14 protein-coding genes and 1 tRNA gene are annotated in these 18,569 nt (G+C 37.4%); 8 read left to right on the forward strand and 7 right to left on the reverse strand.

From position 1 onward, the window contains the following. Nucleotides 1–28: 28 nt before the first annotated feature. Nucleotides 29–113, reverse strand: a tRNA-Ser gene (locus tag B0E34_RS12065). 240 nt (nt 114–353) lie between these two features. Beyond that, nucleotides 354–950: a hypothetical protein gene (locus tag B0E34_RS12070; protein ID WP_087709757.1), complete on the reverse strand. Its 597-nt coding sequence runs from the start codon at nt 948–950 to the stop codon at nt 354–356. Between the two features lie 160 nt (nt 951–1,110). Here B0E34_RS12070 and B0E34_RS12075 point away from each other — a divergent pair, with 160 nt between their 5' ends. Beyond that, the gene (locus B0E34_RS12075) at nt 1,111–1,983 is read left to right on the forward strand and encodes an AraC family transcriptional regulator (RefSeq protein ID WP_087709759.1); all 873 of its coding nucleotides are present in this window, start codon (nt 1,111–1,113) and stop codon (nt 1,981–1,983) included. 109 nt (nt 1,984–2,092) lie between these two features. Here the strand turns inward: B0E34_RS12075 and B0E34_RS12080 are convergent, their stop codons facing one another. Then, a complete protein-coding gene (locus tag B0E34_RS12080; RefSeq protein WP_087709761.1) occupies nt 2,093–2,524 on the reverse strand; it encodes a hypothetical protein in 432 nt (143 codons plus the stop codon). Between the two features lie 573 nt (nt 2,525–3,097). On the opposite strand from B0E34_RS12080, the gene B0E34_RS12085 reads away from it, so the two are divergent. Genes B0E34_RS12085 through B0E34_RS12110 form a run of 6 tightly spaced genes read left to right on the forward strand, consistent with a single transcriptional unit; the run spans nt 3,098 to nt 10,376 of the window. Further along, nucleotides 3,098–4,570, forward strand: a complete 1,473-nt coding sequence (locus B0E34_RS12085; RefSeq protein WP_087709763.1) for a hybrid sensor histidine kinase/response regulator — start codon at nt 3,098–3,100, stop codon at nt 4,568–4,570. 6 nt (nt 4,571–4,576) lie between these two features. Then, nucleotides 4,577–8,188 (forward strand): response regulator, encoded by a 3,612-nt coding sequence (locus tag B0E34_RS12090; protein ID WP_087709765.1) that lies wholly within the window; start codon nt 4,577–4,579, stop codon nt 8,186–8,188. A 15-nt stretch (nt 8,189–8,203) separates the two neighbouring features. Then, nucleotides 8,204–8,569 carry a response regulator gene (locus B0E34_RS12095; protein WP_076390456.1) on the forward strand — a complete coding sequence of 122 codons (366 nt, stop codon included), beginning with the start codon at nt 8,204–8,206 and terminating at the stop codon, nt 8,567–8,569. Further along, nucleotides 8,570–9,400, forward strand: a complete 831-nt coding sequence (locus B0E34_RS12100; RefSeq protein WP_076390455.1) for a CheR family methyltransferase — start codon at nt 8,570–8,572, stop codon at nt 9,398–9,400. Between the two features lie 12 nt (nt 9,401–9,412). Continuing rightward, entirely contained in the window at nt 9,413–9,982 is a 570-nt protein-coding gene (locus tag B0E34_RS12105; protein ID WP_087709769.1) for a chemotaxis protein CheB, read from the forward strand. Nucleotides 9,983–10,013: 31 nt separating this feature from the next. Next, a complete protein-coding gene (locus tag B0E34_RS12110; protein ID WP_087709771.1) occupies nt 10,014–10,376 on the forward strand; it encodes a response regulator in 363 nt (120 codons plus the stop codon). Nucleotides 10,377–10,447: 71 nt separating this feature from the next. On the opposite strand, the gene B0E34_RS12115 is transcribed toward B0E34_RS12110, so the two are convergent. Beyond that, nucleotides 10,448–10,750, reverse strand: coding sequence for a hypothetical protein (locus B0E34_RS12115; RefSeq protein ID WP_123956619.1), 303 nt, complete (start codon nt 10,748–10,750; stop codon nt 10,448–10,450). Between the two features lie 213 nt (nt 10,751–10,963). Here B0E34_RS12115 and B0E34_RS12120 point away from each other — a divergent pair, with 213 nt between their 5' ends. Then, complete coding sequence (locus B0E34_RS12120; RefSeq protein ID WP_087709774.1) at nt 10,964–12,193, forward strand: PQQ-dependent sugar dehydrogenase; 1,230 nt, start codon at nt 10,964–10,966, stop codon at nt 12,191–12,193. An 868-nt stretch (nt 12,194–13,061) separates the two neighbouring features. Here the strand turns inward: B0E34_RS12120 and B0E34_RS12130 are convergent. The 3 genes from B0E34_RS12130 to B0E34_RS12140 form a co-directional block, all read right to left on the reverse strand. Further along, complete coding sequence (locus B0E34_RS12130) at nt 13,062–15,245, reverse strand: outer membrane beta-barrel protein (protein ID WP_087709778.1); 2,184 nt, start codon at nt 15,243–15,245, stop codon at nt 13,062–13,064. Nucleotides 15,246–15,406: 161 nt separating this feature from the next. Then, complete coding sequence (locus B0E34_RS12135) at nt 15,407–16,213, reverse strand: DUF4249 domain-containing protein (protein ID WP_087709780.1); 807 nt, start codon at nt 16,211–16,213, stop codon at nt 15,407–15,409. Between the two features lie 3 nt (nt 16,214–16,216). Then, entirely contained in the window at nt 16,217–18,559 is a 2,343-nt protein-coding gene (locus tag B0E34_RS12140) for a TonB-dependent receptor (protein ID WP_087709782.1), read from the reverse strand. Nucleotides 18,560–18,569 lie beyond the last annotated feature (10 nt).

Consider the following 18,569-nt stretch of genomic DNA (forward strand, 5'->3'; position numbering starts at 1 on the left):
CCTTCAAATTCAATTTGAAGGTTTTTTGCGGAGAGTGAGGGATTCGAACCCCCGGACCTGTTACAGTCAACAGTTTTCAAGACTGCCGCAATCGACCACTCTGCCAACTCTCCAGAAACTCCGATTATATCGTTGTTTTCAGTGGTGCAAATATAGAACTATTTTTATTTTCTGCAAAATAATTTTCAAGGTTTTTGGTGTAAAATTCAAAAACTGCTTTGTATCAGGAAGATAATTTTAAAAAAAATTAAGGCAGCCATTTCTCCGTGATTTAAAAAAGAAAAGCTGCCTTAATAAACTAATTGTACGTAAAATTTTAATTCCGATATAAATACGGGAATGTATAGAATCTCTTATCTCAAAGCGATTGTTCTGTTGAAGGTATTGCCGTTTTCCTCAATACTGATGATATAGTGATCGGCGGTATTAGGATCAAGATCAAAAGTCATATCCAATTCACCATTTTCTGCTTCTTTTGTAGAAGAATAATAAGTAGTCCCGGCATAATCTGCCACGGAAACTCTTACCTTGTTCTTCAGATTTCCAATATGAAGTTTAACAATATGATCCGATACGCTGAATTCCGGTTTGCTGATGACGGCAAAAGGAATTTTTTCAATTTCAGCCTTGTTATCATCGCTAATCTTTATCTTATATTTTTCAATCTTTTGCTCAGATTCTGCAATAAGGTAATAAGTTCCCTCTGCCAAATCCTCCAGATTATAAGTCTTTATCACTGAATCTTCATTTTCAAGCCTTTCGGAATAAAGTTCGCCATAAGAATCATTGTAAATAACCAACGAAATATTTTTTGCGTTGTTCACTTCAAAACGTATCGTTTTAGAAGTAGACGATGCGAAAGAAAGAGAAAAATCTTTGTCTTTAGCCATTATATTTGCAGAAACAAATAAAAAAGCTGCTGTAAAAACGGATTGAAATACTTTTTTCATATTGATAAGATTTTTATTATCAGTTATTTATATTGCAAATTTAGCTGCTCTTTCAAGATTGTACTACCACATGATTTTCATATTTATGTATTATTTTAACTTTAAATATGTTTATTGATCTAATATTTGTTAATTTTGTATATGAATTTTATTATTGCTTATGAAACATTCGCATCCCGCCTTTGAAGCTGTAAAACCTAATATCGGAAGCAGTTTTACAAGTCTTAAATTTCTTCGTAACGAAAATATAAAGTCTCATGTATGGCATTATCATCCTGAAATTGAACTGATTTTCGTTTGTGGAGGTTCCGGAAAAAGACAGATCGGAAGTAATATTTCTTACTTTTCCGACGGAGATATTGTGCTTATGGGAAGTAATCTGCCGCACTGCGGAATGACGAATGAAAATACCAATAACGATTACGAGATGGTAATTCAGTTCAAGCCTGATTTTTTGGGAGAAAATTTCTTTGAACTTCCTGAAATGCAGAAAATTTCCGCTCTGCTGGAAAAATCAAAAGCTGGAATTGTTTTTTCGGAAAATATCAAAAAACAGATAGGACAGAAAATTGTAGCAATGCACGAATCTTCATCCTTAGAAAAACTGGTGAAATTTCTGGAGATTCTGGATGCTTTGGCTTCAACCCTGGATTACAGAATTCTGAATGCCGGAAAATATTATCTTCAGACTCAGGTGGAGGATAATGAAAGAATCAATCTTATTTTTAATTATGTGAAAGATCATTTTAAAGAACAGATCACTTTAGAGCAGGTTGCGGATCTTGCCAATATGAGAGTGCCTTCTTTTTGCCGCTACTTTAAAAAAATCACTAATAAAACCTTCACACAGTTTGTCAACGAATACAGAATTACCCATTCATTAAAGCTTCTTGCAGAACAGCCTTTGAGCATTACAGAAGTGTGTTTTGAATCCGGCTTTAACAATTTCAGTTATTTCAATAAGACTTTCAAACAATACATTCAGAAAAGTCCGTCACAATACAGAAAAGAATTTAATTTTTTAATTGAATGATGCTGAATCTCTATAAAAACAAAAGAAGTACTTAAGAACATAAGCCTTTAACTTATCATCTTAAATACTTCTTTAAATATGAAAAGATTTTTGTTTTTACAAAATTATTTTAGCGGAATTTTCTGCCGGAATTTCCATACTGTTGAGAAGAACTTACACCGTGAAAATTATTGTAAGTATAATACAAATCCTTAAAATAAATCTCGTTATCCATTTCGCTTTTTTCTGCTGCAAAAGGATTTTTTGGCATACTGAAAACTTCTTTTTTTGCAGATAATGCTTTTTGAACAGGTTTTTTCACGCATTTACAATGTTGATGATCGTTTTTTTCATGCTCATAAAGCTCAACAATCTCTATCTCTGTGTTTTCTAAATTTCTGAACTTTTCAAAAGTTTTCAGATCCAGCGTAAATGCAGGTTCTCCGTGATAAAAATAATGATCAATAATATCAGGATGGTTATTATATTTCTGTTCAAGCGGGGCAGCGGAAGTATAGCCTTTGCATTGTGTGCATCGGGCAACTTGTATTTGTATCGACATATCTATGATTTTAAGTGTGTGCGTAGTCTATATCACAAGTTGTGCCATCATCTTTAATTTTTTAAACAAAATAATCACTTTTAAGAATAATATTCAGAAAATAAGCGATTTAAAAAAGTGAAATATCTTGAATAAAATACATAAAAAAATCCCCGACTTTCGGCGGGGATAAAAACTAATAACCATGAAAACTCAAATTAAACATGAGAAATTCGTTGCAAATATAAGAACAATAAAACAAACCCACGCAATAAAACGTGGGTTAATTTTGAAAAATATATTTAAGTGAAAAAGTGTTACTATCCTGTATTCAAACACTGTGCCGTGAATAATTTTTATAAATTAAAATTTTAACTAAAAATGTGGTATGTGGTTAAAATTTTACTCTTAAATCGCTGAATTGAAGAAAGAAAAATTTTCAAAAATTTTTTGTGAAAAATTATAGATCATAAAATTTTTTTCTGCTATTGTGGTATGTGTTTTGATAATAGGTAAAAAATTCCTGTTTTTCGAAATATTGTGAGTATTTTTGAAGCTGAAGTAAATATAATTAATTATTGATTTTAAGTTTATATGATCTTAATTGTTGATGACAACCAAAGTAATCTCTATTCACTCAAAAAACTACTCGAATCCAAAAGTTTTCAGGTAGACACTGCAGAGTCTGGTGAAGAAGCGCTGATGAAGGCATTAAAAAATGATTACGCACTGATTATTTTGGATGTTCAAATGCCGGATATGGATGGCTTTGAAGTGGCGGAAACTTTAGCAGGATACAGCAAAACAAAGGAAGTACCTATTATTTTTCTTTCGGCTGTAAATACCGAGAAAAGATTTATCACACGCGGCTACGCTTCGGGAGGTAAAGATTATGTAACAAAACCGGTGGATCCGGAAATTCTGATGCTGAAAGTGAAAACTTTCTACAACCTGCAGGAACAGAATATTGCAATGAAAAAAACGCAGCAAAGTCTGGAGCTCGAAGTAAAAGGAAGAAGAGAATCTCAGGTAACCATGAAGTCGCAGATCGACCATTTTCACCTAATGCTCGAATCTCTTCCGCAGATTGCTTTTACCCTTAATGAAGACGGAATTGTAGATTTTGTAAATGGCAAATGGTACGATTATTCGCACTCTGAGAAAAATTTTCCCGAAACCCATCCCGATGATGAAAATATTCAGGAAGAATTTCAGCGATGCAGAAAAAAAGGAAAATCTCTGGAACTTGAAATCAGAATAAAAAATATTGAATCCGGCAATTTCCGATACCATCTCTTACGTGTAACTCCCGTATATGAGGAAGATACAATTAAAAACTGGGTAGGAACCTTTACAGATATAGACGATCAGAAAAAAGTAGAGAAAGAAAAGGATGAATTCCTGAGTATTGCAAGCCATGAACTCAAAACTCCTTTAACGAGTATTAAAGCTTACGTACAGTTACTGGAAAGAAAACTGAAGCTTGATAAAGAAAGTGCAGAAGCCGGCTTTCTGACCAAAGTACAGGATCAGATCGAAAAACTGAATACCTTAATTACAGATCTTCTTGACGTTTCCAAAATTGAAAACGGAAAACTGAAAATCACCAAAAAACCTGTAAATCTTGAAAGCGTGATCAGCAACGCGATCGATACAATCGTACAGACGCACGAAAGCAGAGTAAAGATTAAACGTGACGGAACTAAACCCGATATTCTTATTCCGCTGGATGCTATCCGTATTGAGCAGGTTCTCATTAACTTTTTAACCAATGCCATAAAATATTCACCTCAAAACAATCAGGTGATTGTAACCACTTTTGTAGACGAAGAAGAGCAGGAAGTAAGAGTAAGTGTTACAGACTTCGGAATAGGAATTCCGGATTTTAAGCAGGAAGCTGTTTTCAATAAATTTTACCGTGTGGAAGAATCTTCACTTCAGTTTCAGGGAATGGGGATCGGTCTCTTTATCTGTTCCGAAATTATAAAGCAGCACCACGGAAATATAGGCGTTTCCAGCAAAGTAGATGAGGGATCTACATTTTATTTCACTTTACCTTTAAATTAATTTTCCATGCCGAAAAAAATTATAAGAAATCTTCAGTTCGGGATAGGATTTTCCATCCTGATCCTGATTGCAAGTTCACTGGCTTCCTACTTCAGCATTCAGAACCAGATGAACCACCGTGAAAGCGTTGGAAAAAGCAGACGCGTTGTAACGGCGGTAAAAGATATTCTGGTTGCGGTTCTCGATGCGGAAACCGGAAACAGAGGATATCAGCTTACCGGTCAGGAAGTTTTTCTGGAACCTTTTAAAAGAAGCATTTCAGAATATTCAAAGACATTTGAATATGCAAGAAGCCTGGAGATTACAGATCCAAACCAGAAAAGACTTCTGGATCTTCTGGAAAAAAATGTAGAGACCAATCTTGCCAATATGAAACTCTTTGTGGAAAACCGCAGAAGAGGTATCGTAATGACGCAGGAACAGATGGAAGACAGTAAGCAGTATATGGATCGATGCAGACAGATTGTAAAAGATTTCTCCGAATACGAAGAAAATCAGCTTGCTGTAAAAACCAAAGATCTTAATAAATCTTCACGCACAACTGTTTTCTTCATTATATTTTCTTCCATTGCCGCCATCATCGTTACCGCATTTTTCTATGTAAAACTAAGAGCAGATCTTATCCGAAGAGACAAACTTGAAAAAATGCTGAAAGCAAAAGATGAGGAAATGTCCAGAAGAGTAGTCGCAATCAAGCAGATTGCCAACAGAATTGCCAACGGAGATTATAACCAGAGAGTCGTAGATACGGCTGAAGATGATCTCGGCGACTTGGTAGATTCTTTAAATAACATGACGGAATCTTTGAAATTGTCTTTTGATACTATTAATAAAAGTGACTGGAGACAGAAAGGTCTTGCCATTCTTAATGAATCTCTCGTAGGAAACAAATCAGTAAAAGACGTTGCCAAAGCATCTCTTCATCAGCTTATTGAATATGGAAACTGCATCAACGGATCAATTTACCTGTATGATGAAGGTTTACTTAAACTGAACATCGCTTTCGGACTGGAAAATAATATGAAGAAAGTTTTCGAGCCCGGAGAAGGAATGGTAGGTCAGACTTTCATCAGCGAAAAAACTCAGGTGTACAATAATCTTCATGAAGATGATTTTGTGGTAACCTTTGCAAGCAGCACCATCCAGATTTACGGAATTATGCTAATCCCGATTTTTGCAGACGGTTTCATTATCGGAGTTCTGGAATTAGGCTCAACTACCAACTTTGAAAAAGACAGAGTCGATTATTTCGTAGAGTGCAGCAGAAATATAGGAATTGCTTTAAGCGCGGCAAAAGGCCGTGAAAAAGAACAGCAGTTGCTTGAAGAAACACAGGCACAGTCGGAAGAATTACAGGTTCAGCATTCTGAGCTGGAAAATCTGAATACAGAACTGGAAGCACAGACCCAGAAACTTCAGGCTTCCGAAGAAGAGCTGAAAGTTCAGCAGGAAGAATTAATGCAGGCAAATGCAGAGCTGGAAGAACGTTCAAGACTATTGGAAGAAAAAAATCATCTGATTGCAGAGCGCAACACAGAAATCCAGAAAAAAGTGGAAGAACTGGCTTTAAGTACAAAATACAAGTCGGAGTTTCTGGCAAATATGTCCCACGAATTGCGTACACCGCTGAATTCAATTCTCCTTCTTTCAAGACTGATGGCGGAAAATCCGGATGAAAATCTTAACGAAGATCAGATAGAGTCTGCAAAAGTAATCCAGAGTTCCGGAAGCAGTTTATTAACCCTAATTGATGAAATTCTGGATCTCGCTAAAATTGAATCCGGAAAAATGACTCTGGAATATCAGGATGTTGTTATTAATGATGTGGTGAAAGATTTAAAAGATCTTTTCAATCCTGTATTTCAGGAGAAAAATCTTCAGTTTAACATCAATATCGATGAATCTCTTGAGAAAAATCTTGAAACCGACCGTTTAAGAGTAGATCAGGTTCTGAGAAACCTATTATCGAATGCGTTGAAATTTACCACAAAAGGAAGCATTGATTTAAACATTAAAAAAGATCCTAAAAAAACAGATTTTATTATATTTTCCGTAAAAGATACCGGAATCGGGATTGCAGAAGACAAACAGAAAATTATTTTTGAAGCCTTTCAGCAGGCAGACGGTTCCACAAGAAGAAAATTCGGAGGAACAGGTCTCGGATTGTCTATCAGCCGTGAAATTGCAAGATTATTAGGCGGAGAGCTTACCCTGAAAAGTAAAGTAGACGAAGGAAGCGAATTCAGTTTAAGCATTCCTGTAAAGGCAATTACTGAAGCTCCTCAGGTTGAAAAAGATCAGAATCTCGTAGAAATCATCCGTGAAGATGTTGAAGAAATTCAGAATATTCTTGATGAAAAACAAACGGAAGAAAAAGAAACGGTAAATATCCTTCAGATTCCTGAAAATGTAGACGACGACAGAAATACCATTCAGGAAGGTGATAAAACCATTCTGATTATTGAAGATGATACCAATTTCGCCAAAGCATTGCTGAAATATGCCCATTTACAGAATTACAAAGCTGTGATTGAAGTAAGAGGAGACCGCGGTCTTGCCGCAGCACTGGAATATCGTCCGCAGGCAATTCTGCTGGATGTTCAGCTTCCCGTAAAAGACGGATGGCAGGTAATGGATGATTTAAAATCCAATCCGGAAACAAAACAGATTCCGGTACACATGATGTCTGCACTTCATGTAAAGAATGAAAGCCTCATGAAAGGCGCAATTGATTTCATCAGCAAACCTGTTGCGCTCGATCAGATGACCGATGTTTTCAGAAAGATTGAAGAAGCCCTTAAAAAAGGTCCGCAGAAAGTATTAATTGTAGAAGAAAACGCAAAACACGCAAGTGCACTGTCTTATTTCCTCAGCAATTTCAATATTTCTTTGTCGGTAGAAAATAACGTGCAGGACAGCGTAAAAGCTTTAACGGCAAATCATGTAGACTGCGTCATTCTGGACATCGGAGCTTCAAGAGGAAACGAATATGAAATTATAGAATCCATAAAAAGTTATGAAGGACTGGAGAATCTTCCGATCATCATCTTTACCGAAAGAAATCTATCCAAATCCGAAGAACTGAAAATAAAACAGTATGCAGACTCCATCGTTGTAAAAACAGCACATTCTTACCAGAGAATTCTGGATGAAGTAGGATTGTTTCTGCATCTGGTGGAAGAGAAAAATAATTCCATTGAAAACGTAAGAAGCAAAACAATGGGATCGCTTACGGAAGTTTTAAGCGGTAAAAAAATACTCATTACCGATGATGATGTCCGTAATATTTTCTCCCTTACCAAAGCACTGGAAAAATACAAAGTAGAAGTTGTGGTTGCTATGGACGGAAACCATGCGATCCAGCAGATTAAAGAAAATCCTGATGTGGATGTGATCCTGATGGATATGATGATGCCTGAACTCGACGGTTACGAGGCGATCAAGGAAATCAGAAAAATGCCTAAGTTCAAGAGACTGCCGATTATTGCCATCACAGCAAAATCCATGATCGGAGAGCGTGAAAAATGCATTACCGCAGGAGCTTCAGATTATATCTCCAAACCGGTGGATATCGATCAGTTACTATCCTTACTTCGTGTTTGGTTATATGAAAGTTAAACAGCTAAAATTCTGATGAATAAAAAAATTCTGATCGTGGACGATGATCCGCGCAATATATTTGCTTTAAAACTCACCCTGAAAGCCAGAGGATATCATATTGAAAGCAGTACAATGGCTCAGGAAGCCATTGAAGTTTTAAATAAAGACAACCATTTTGATGTGGTTTTAATGGACATGATGATGCCGGAAATGGATGGGTATGAAGCCATAAAGATGATAAAAAATACACCTTCTATCAGCAATATTCCCGTAATTGCAGTTACCGCGCAGGCGATGCCTGAAGACCGCCAGAAATGTCTGGATGCAGGAGCGGCAGATTATGTTTCCAAGCCGATAGATGTAGACCTTTTAATGAACGCTATAGAAAAATTATCGTAAATGCTGGAACCAAGTATTGTAAAAGATGAAGAAGTAGAATATCTTATTAAAGATGTCTACGATATGTACGGCTACGATTTCTCAGAATACAGCCGCGCTTCCTTCAAGCGCAGGGTGAACCGTATATGCCTGATCGATAGATTTACAAGCTTTGCAGAGTTAAGATATACAATACTTAATGATCCGGAATACCTGAAAAGATTCATCGAAGAAATTACCGTGAATGTAACGGAAATGTTCCGCGATCCTCAGTTTTTTAAAGCATTACGGGAGAAAATTCTTCCGCAGTTGGGAACCTATCCGCTTATCAGAATCTGGGTGGCTGGATGTTCTACCGGAGAAGAAGCCTACTCAATGGCTATTTTGCTTAAAGAGGCAAATCTTTACCATAAATCTTTAATTTACGGCACAGATCTTAATCCTTCCGTTCTGGAAACAGCAAGAGCAGGAGTTTTTCCTTTGCAGCAGATGAAACTGTATTCTGAAAACTATATTTTATCGGGCGGTAAAAAAGATTTTTCAGATTATTATACGGCGAATTACGACAGTGTGAAATTTGATAAAAGCCTTCAGGAAAAACTGATCCTTTCTACCCATAATCTGGTTTCCGACAGTTCTTTCAACAGTTTTCAGCTTATTATATGCAGGAATGTTCTTATCTATTTCGATCGCGGTCTTCAGGAAAGAGTATTCCAACTTTTCGACAGCAGTCTGGAAAATTTAGGTTTTTTAGCTTTAGGTGCAAAAGAAACCCTTAGATTTTCTAAATTAGACAAAAATTATAATCAGGTGGATGATCAGAAGATATGGAAAAAAATAGATCACCAGTAAGCTGTTTTTATCATGAAGAAGAGTACAAATATCGAACTGATTGTTATCGGAGGTTCCGCAGGAAGCTTGCAGGTGATTCTGGAAATGATTAAAAAAATAAACGAAAAGCTGGATTTTGCCATTCTGCTGGTGGTTCACAGAAAAGCACATTCCAACAACATTCTGCAGACCTTACTGCAGCAGTTTTCGCCTGTGGAAGTTATTGAGATTGAAGACAAGACCGAAATTCAGAATAATAAAATTTACATTGCTCCGGCAGATTACCATTTATTATTCGAAAATAAAAACATCATGTCTCTGGACAGCTCGGAAAAGATGAACTATTCCCGTCCTTCCATAGATGTAACCTTTAAATCTGCGGCGGAAATTTATGGGGAAAGGATGATTGGTGTACTGCTTTCCGGAGCCAATGCAGATGGCGTGGAAGGTTTGGCATACATCAAAAAAAACAACGGAAAAGTCTGGATTCAGGATCCCGAAACCGCAGAAGTAGATTATATGCCGAAACATGCAATGGAAGAAATTAATTTTGATCTGATTATAAAGCCCGATAATCTGGCAGAGTACATCAATCAGTTATAAAAATATAACCCCTAACTAAAGTTAAATAGATATGAGCAAGAAGAAAATTTTGATTTTTGATGATGATAAAACTATTTTGGAAGTCATCACCATCATTTTTGAAGAAAATGGTTATCAGGTCGAAATTTCGGAAACTTCACATGACATTTTGGAGAAAGTAGAGCAGTTCCAGCCGGATGTTATTCTTATGGACAACTGGATCCCGAAAATCGGTGGAGTGGAAGCAACAAGGCTTCTGAAAAATCATCAGGAATTTAAAAGCATTCCCGTGATTTATGTAACGGCAAATAACGACATTGTAGCTCTGGCGAAAGAAGCTCAGGCAGATGATTATGTTGCCAAACCTTTCAATCTTGAAGATTTAGAAGATAAAGTTGCACAATATCTGCAGTAATATTCGAAAAATTTAAAGTAATTCTCTCAAAAAATAAAACTCCCTGTACAAAGTTGTACAGGGAGTTTTATTTAAACAATTTCCTGCATTTCCCTCGAATCGGTTTCAGGATAAATTTCAACTGCTTTCTGCATCTGTTCTGTTGTACAGACTCCGATATTTATTTCTGTGATTACAGATGTCAAAACCATTTTTATATCGGGCTGCGAAAGAATTTTTTCCGAGAAAGTAGTGGCAATAATCGGTTTTTTGGAAACCAGATTTTCGGTAAATGTATATTCTCCTCTCAAATCAATTTCTGTATTGAATTGCTGCTTAATGACTAATCTTAAATACTTGTTTATTAAATCTTTATTGGCTAACAGGTTTTCCATCTTAAACGTGTTTGTAATACTATAATAATATTCATGCCATACTTTCATTTTAAATCTTAAAATTTTCTTAATCATCATTTAAAATACAAGAAATACCGTAAAATAATGCAACCGATTGAATCATATTCATATCTGATAGCTGATTCAGTATTTACGGCAAGTAATTTGTTGCACAAAACAAAATTTGCGTAAGAAACACCAAACATTTGAAATATGAAAATAAGAACCTATCATGTACTGGTTGCTGCTTCGCTGATGATGGCAAGCTGTTCGGAAACCATCGAAGAAAATGGAGGGACTAATACACCATCGCTTCCTCCGGTAGAATCCAATGCAGCCAATACGAATTATCAGCCGGCTTTTGCAGGACAGACGAGAGCAAATGGTGCAAAAACTTCTACCCCTTACGTAAGTGAAGTCGTTACCTCATCATTGGCTTCGCCGTGGGGAATTACATCCCTGCCGGACGGAAGACTTCTCGTAACCGAGAAAGCAGGAACCATGAGGATTATAAGCACTAACGGAACCGTAAGCAATGCCATTACAGGACTGCCTTCCGTAAATTCAGGAGGACAGGGTGGTCTGCTTGGCGTTTGTGTAGATCCGCAGTTTATTTCCAACAGAATGGTATACTGGGTTTTCTCTGAAAATGTTTCAGGCGGAAATATGACTTCTGTGGCAAAAGGAAGACTGTCAAATTCAGAAACAACAATAGAAAATCCGACGGTAATTTACAGGGCAAATCCTTCTGCCAATGTGGGAAATCTTCATTATGGAGGAAGAATTGTTTTTGATAATACAGGAAATCTGTTTGTGAGTACGGGAGAACGTTCTGATCTTTCTACAAGACCTCTTGCACAGTCGGTAACCGCAGCTTTAGGTAAGATCCTGAGAATTACAACCAGCGGACAACCCGCTCCCGGAAATCCTTCATTTTCGCAATCCGGGGCGTTGCCGGAATTATACAGCATCGGACACAGAAACCCTCAGGGAATTGCCATCCATCCTGTAACCGGAGAATTATGGCAGAGTGAGCACGGACCGAGAGGAGGGGATGAGATCAACAGGGTTTTAGGCGGCAAAAATTATGGCTGGCCTACCATCACTTACGGAATTGAATACAGCGGAGCCACCATCGGCGCAGGAATTCAGCAGCAGGCAGGAATGGAACAGCCGGTTTATTATTGGGATCCTGTAATTTCGCCAAGCGGAATTACTTTTTATAAAGGAAATACCATTCCGGAATGGCAAAACAATCTTTTCGTAGCTTCCCTAAGCGGAATGCACATCGCAAGACTGGTTATGGAAAACAACAAAGTAATAGGCGAAGAAAGACTTCTTTCAAACGAAAACCAGCGTTTCAGAGATATTACACAGGGAACAGATAGTAATTTATATGCAGTGACGGACGGAGGCAGACTCTACCGTATCCGTAAACAATAATTTCAAAAGATTTTTTAAGAATCAACGCCGGAAAAAGATGAAATATCTTTTTCCGGCTTTTTTATTACAAAACTTGTCTAAACTTTTTTCCGGCAAAAGAAGCAAAAGATTTTAACACTTTAGTTGCTTAAGTTTAATACTTAAAATCGAAAAAAATATAATGTAAAAGACTAAAATTAACATGAGTTCAATTCAAAACCAATACAAATTATCAGTAGGAATGGGCTTTAGCCCATTTAAATAGTTTTGCGAAATATAATGGCTTTAGCCAAAACTTAAAGTGAAAGAAAAATTTTAGGAATTTATAAACCATGATTATCATTAGCTGAGTTTCACGCCCTTGCGCTCGGAAAAATATTCTCATAAATTTTAAACCAGCCTCAGCGAACTTAGCGTTTTCAAAAAAGACACCATAACAATCTCTGCTCAACATCTATTAAACCTCAATCAACACGTCTTTTAATATTCCAATGAGGTTATCCATCGATCCCGATATGTTATTCAATCATCTGGATAGGTTACGGAAAGATTCGTAGACGTATTTTACTCTTCCGGAATGGTCTTTCACCTCTTCGTATCGATATAAAACGTGTCGCGAGATTTACATGACATATCACGAGGATTTCAAGACCTCAGCGGACGCATTAACAACCTCAACGGATATGTTGAATAACGTATCCTAACCATTATTTAACGTCTTCGAAAGAGTAGAGAACGTATCCGAAACCATACATAATATATCCCGATAGGTTCAGAACGTATAATTTGAGGTTTAGAACGTGAAAATCAGGATAAATTAAAGGTGTATGAAAAAAAAAACGGACAATGAAAATTAATCCATCGTCCGTACTAAAATTTAACATTAAAATTATTTTCCGCCGCCGCCGTTTTTCTCAACATCGGTTTTGGTATTTTCTTTTACTTTCTGGTTTCCGAAACGTTTTACAAATGAAATAGATGCTCCGTACCAGTCCCATTTTGAAGCATTTCGGAAAGTTCCTCCCTGCACAAAAGTGGTGGCATCATAATTTGGTCTCTGGAAAATATTCATGAGCTGAAGGCTGACTTCCATCTGGGTTTTCGGGAATATCTTCGTGGCAGAAATATTATGGAAGACATTCGCTTTGTTCGTTGTGGAATTTCCGTTGTTCTGGTTAGAAACTTCCACCCATGCGCTCAGGTTGATATTTTTATTAAACAGATTCGTGTACGTAAGGTTCGTAGAAGCACTCAGATAGCTGATGTAGTTATTCGCATTTTCCAAACCGTTTTTCCTGTTAAAATCGCTATTGTCAATATAATACCATCCTAGACCAAGATTCACTGTAAATTTATTTTTGAAAAAGGTCTGGTTGGTATTGGCAAAAACGTAATATTTATGCACTTTCCCGAAAAAGTTGGATGGTTGGGTAATGGTGATGTTTTGAGGATTTCCGTTGATGTCATTAATGGTTCCCGTTACATAATTGGTCCAGTAATCCTGATCGGTAAACATATATCTCGCAGAGATAAAGTATTTTTTATGAATGCCTAACTTCATATAAACCCTGTCGCTTGGGTTTGGTTCCAGATCGATGCTTCCACGGCTGTAGAATCCGTCGCTGTTCGGGATCATAAACGGATTGAATTCCGCATACCACGGTCGCCATATATTTTTGTTATACGTTAAGCTTAAATCATAATTGTCTGAAAAAGAATATTTCAATAAAATATTGGGCAGCAGTTTTCCGTAAGAATCTCTTCTCGAAGTTCCTGCATTATCCTGACGTATTTTATAATCGATGTATTCATAACGGAGTCCGATTCTGGTTTCCAGCTTTTTAAAGAATGTTTTGCTGTAGTTGGCGTACAGGGAACTGATGTTGTCTTCATAGTGGAAAATATCTCCGGAACTGAGCCCCGTAAGCATATTTCCGTATAAGCTGTTTGGGATCACATTATTATTGAAATCGATCTTTCCGCCGACTTCAAAATTTCCGCCTTCTTTTCCGATAGGCTGCGTGTAATCTACTTTCAGATAATAATTTCTGTTTTCGGTATCTGTAAGAACTCCTATTTCCTGTTTTTCATCCGGTTTGGATTTGTACATCATATTTTTTACAAAATAATCGTCGCTCGACTGTCCGTAATAATTGGAGCCCAAATTAATGTCAAGGATTTTATTCTTTTCCTTATCATACCATTTATAAAAAATATTGGAGCCGAAGTTTCTGTTAAGTCCCGTAGAATTTTGGTTCTGAAGATAAGAATTTTCGAAGAGTCCGTTAACATTTCTCAATCCGTCTGCGTCGGTATTGGAAGAAGAGTTGCTTTGGTAATATTCAAGAATTACTCCTACTGTATTTTTATTGTTCAGTTCAAATTCTGAAGTGGAGGAAAGGGAAGGACTTTTGTATCTTCCTATGGTTTTAGAATTTCTGTAAGTTTCAGAATTTTCAGCATCCACTTTATAAAGACTGGAATTGCTCTGTACGTTGGTATTGTCGCTGTAGCTTCCGATGAAGGTCTGTGTAAAGCTTTTACGGTGATAATTTAAATTCAGGTTGGTATACTGAGAGTTTTTGGTGTTCTGTCTGTTGTTTAAGGTAACACTTCCTTTAATTCCTTCATCATCACGCTTTTTCAATACAATATTGATGACAGAACCTGTTGCTTCATATCGCGAAGACGGACTTGTAATCACCTCAATTTTCATCAGATTGTCCGCAGGAATGGTTTTCAGGTATTCTTTCAGTTCCTTTCCTGTAAAAACAGACTTCCTGTCGTTGATGTAAACGGTTACGGTTTCTCCTTCAGCTTTTATGGCATCATTGTTATCAATACTTACCAGCGGAGTCATTCTCAAGACGTCCCAAGTCGTGTTTCCTGCAAGAATAGAGCTGTTTGAAACATTAAAAACGGTTCTGTCTACTTTGGATTCAATGGTTGGTTTTCTTACCGTTACGGTAACTCCTTCAATAGCCTTCTCCTTAGATTTTAGAGTATCCTTTTCAGCCTGTGCAAATGTAAATATGCCCGCTAAAAAGGCAATCGGTATCAAAATATTTTTCATGTAAAAAAAACTATGTTTCTTACATAAGACACTTAAAAGGGAATATTTGTTACATCACATCGTATTAATTCTATAATAAATTTTTAAAGGCTGAAACGTCAGTTGTTTACAGAAGCTAAAAAAAGCTATCCGGAAAGTACAGATAGCTTTTATTTAATTTTTTACTGGATAACAGCGGTTCTTGTTCTTACAGTATGCGCTGAAAAATAGCCCAAAGCGCCGTTACTGATGTTGCTTGGAGGATTGGCGGGAGTAATTCCTCCGCCGGGACCGCTTCCTGAAAGCTGAAGAAGTGCAGAATAATAGGTATACACTTTATCATCAATACACTGCATTTCTACATGAATAACATCTCCAGCAACCACTTTAATATCATTTGCATTGCTGTCGTCGTTAGGAAGCAGAAGAGGTCTCTGGTTCGGTAATCCGTTGTTCACATTATCTGAAAATTCGGAGAAGAATTTTTTCGGATTGCTGTTTACGGTATACACAAACAGATAACGGTTTCCTAAAGTTGCCGGATCAACGAAAAGCGGCAGAAGCGTATAGCTCGTCTGTCCTGCCACAAGGAAAGAATCCTGCTCCAGACCGTCGAAAGAAACAGCCTGCGGCATTGTACTCTGTGCGGTGTACTGCTTTCCTTCTGCGTTAATGGTTAACGTATAAATTCTTCCGGGCTGTCCCACAAAGGTGGACGTTTTGTAATTTCCGTTTCCTGCATACTGAAGTGTTTCCGTCTGTCCTGTATTGTCACTCAGGATCACCTGTGCATTCGTCACGGCAGGATATTGGTTCGCCTGTGTAAAGGCTACGGATTTGGTAATCTTCACAAAATAAGGTCCCGCCTGATCGGTAATGTTTCCTTCAATAACAATCTGTCCGCTCTGATCTTCGAGATCCAGATCTATTTCTTTTTCGCAGGAAGTGACTAAAAATAAAGACAGTATGATTAAAAATATATTTTTCATGAATTAAAATTTGAAATTATACGTAATGTTTGGAACCCATCTGAACAGGGCGGTCTGCATCGCGCGTGTTGTTCCCGGCTTATCCGGATTGTCTTCAAACGTAATGGTGTAAGCATTTTCTCTGCCGTAAATATTATAAATTCCGAAAGACCATGATCCTTTGAAGCGTTTATTGTTTACAGGTTCGTACGTTGCATTAAAATCTAGTCTGTGGTAAGCAGGCATTCTGTCTGCATTTCTGCTGCTGTACTGAAAAACCGTCTGTCCGTTCAGTTCATACTTTCCGGTTGGGAATGTGACTGCATTTCCGGTGCTGTACACGAAAAGCCCTGAAAAAGTCCATTTCGGATTCAGCTGATAAGTGGCAACAATTGAAAGATCGTGCGTTTTGTCCTGTCTTGCGTTGTACCATTCATTATTATTGATTCCGTCGATTTTTCTCTCCGTTTTAGATAAGGTGTAGGAAATCCATCCGGTTAATCTTCCGCTCTTCTTTTTAGCGATAATTTCAAGTCCGTAGGCTCTCCCTTTTCCGAACAGCAGTTCGCTTTCCACGTCTGCCGCTGTATCGAAAGTAATCTGGGCTCCGTTTTTATAATCGATCTGGTTCTGAAGAGACTTATAATAGATTTCAGCATTGATTTCATAATTGTTGTTGCTGAAATTTCTGCTGTAGCCTAAACTTACCTGATCTGCAATTTCAGGCTTTACCGTAAAGCTGCTTCCAATCCACTGATCCGTAGGATTTCCGCTTCCGCTGTTGCTTAAAAGGTGTAAATTCTGAGTATTTCTGGAATAGCCTCCTTTAATGCTGCTTACTTCGTTAATTCTGTAGTTTGCTGTAATTCTAGGTTCTACATTAACATATGTTTTTCCGAATTTTCCTTTTTCAACAAATTCAGAATCTGTAAGAACTCCGTTTTCATAGGTGTTAAACACATCTCCTCCCAAAACGCTGAACAGGGAAAGTCTGGCTCCGTAGTTGATCGTCAGTTTTTCGGTAGCTTTAAAATCATCATTAATATAGAAAGCATTTTCCCAGGAATATCTCGGGTTTCTCGGATAACTGCTCACACTTGTTCCGGAAGCGCTGCTTGGTGTAATCGTATGATAAATAGACTGCAGCCCAAACTTCACCGAATGCTTATTCCCAGCAAACCATGAAAAATCCTGTTTCAGGTTCCAGTCTTCAATCTTCGAACTCAGTCCGAAGGTATTGTTATTGCTGCTTAAGCTTACGTTATAATTGTAGTTGCTGTAAATTAATGAAGTATTGGAGAATAATTTGCTGCTGATGATGCTGTTCCATCGCAGGGTAGCCGTCGTATTTCCCCAGTCGCTTGAAAAAGTATCGCCCAATCCCAAAACATCACGCCCAAAATAGCCGGATAAATACAAACGGTTGTTTTCATTGATCTGATAATTGGCTTTTAAATTCAGATCATAAAAATATAATTTGCTGTCTTTGAAATCGTCTGTTGCTTTTAGAAAAACATCGGCATACGTTCTTCTTCCCGAAACAATGAAAGAAGATCTTTCCTTCTGAATAGGACCTTCCACGCTCAGTCGGCTGCTGATTAATCCCAATCCTCCGTTTACATTGTATTCTTTGTTGTTTCCGTCCTTCATCTTTACATCCAGAACCGAAGAAAGCCTTCCTCCGTATTGGGCAGGACTGTTTCCTTTGATAATGCTTGCATCTTTCAGCGCATCACTGTTAAACGTACTGAAAAATCCAAGCAAATGGGATGCATTATAAACGGCTGCTTCATCCAGCAAAATAAGGTTTTGATCTGTCGCACCGCCTCTTACACTGAATCCGCTGTTTCCTTCGCCATTGCTTTTGATTCCGGGAAGAAGCTGTATGGTTTTCAGAACATCTTTTTCTCCAAACAGAACCGGAAGTTTTTCAATATTTTTAATGCTTAAGGTTTCGGTTCCCATCTGTGCAGAAGTGAGATTTTTATCTTTTTTCACGCCGGAAATCACTACCTCATCAATTTTTCCGGTTCTTTCTTCCGCTTCGTTTTCTCCGGAACTCAGTTCCAGATCCTGCTTGATATTATCTTCTACGGTAATACTTTTCGTAAAATCTTTAAACCCGGGATTAGAGATCATCAAAGTATAATTTCCTTTGGGAAGAGAAAGCGAGTAGAAACCGTAATCATTGGCTACCACAGCAATCGTAGGATCTTCAGCAACTTTCACCGTAACGCCAATCAGAAGCTCTCCGTTTTTCTTATCTTTCACAGTACCGCTTACAGAATATTTCTGCTGGGCAAAAACTGCCGTACTGAAACAAATTGCTGCTGCGGTAGTGGCAATTTTAAATGATAATGTCTGCATGTAAGTTTGT

The organism is Chryseobacterium mucoviscidosis (assembly GCF_002177115.1).
Classification (GTDB): Bacteria; Bacteroidota; Bacteroidia; order Flavobacteriales; family Weeksellaceae; genus Chryseobacterium; species Chryseobacterium mucoviscidosis.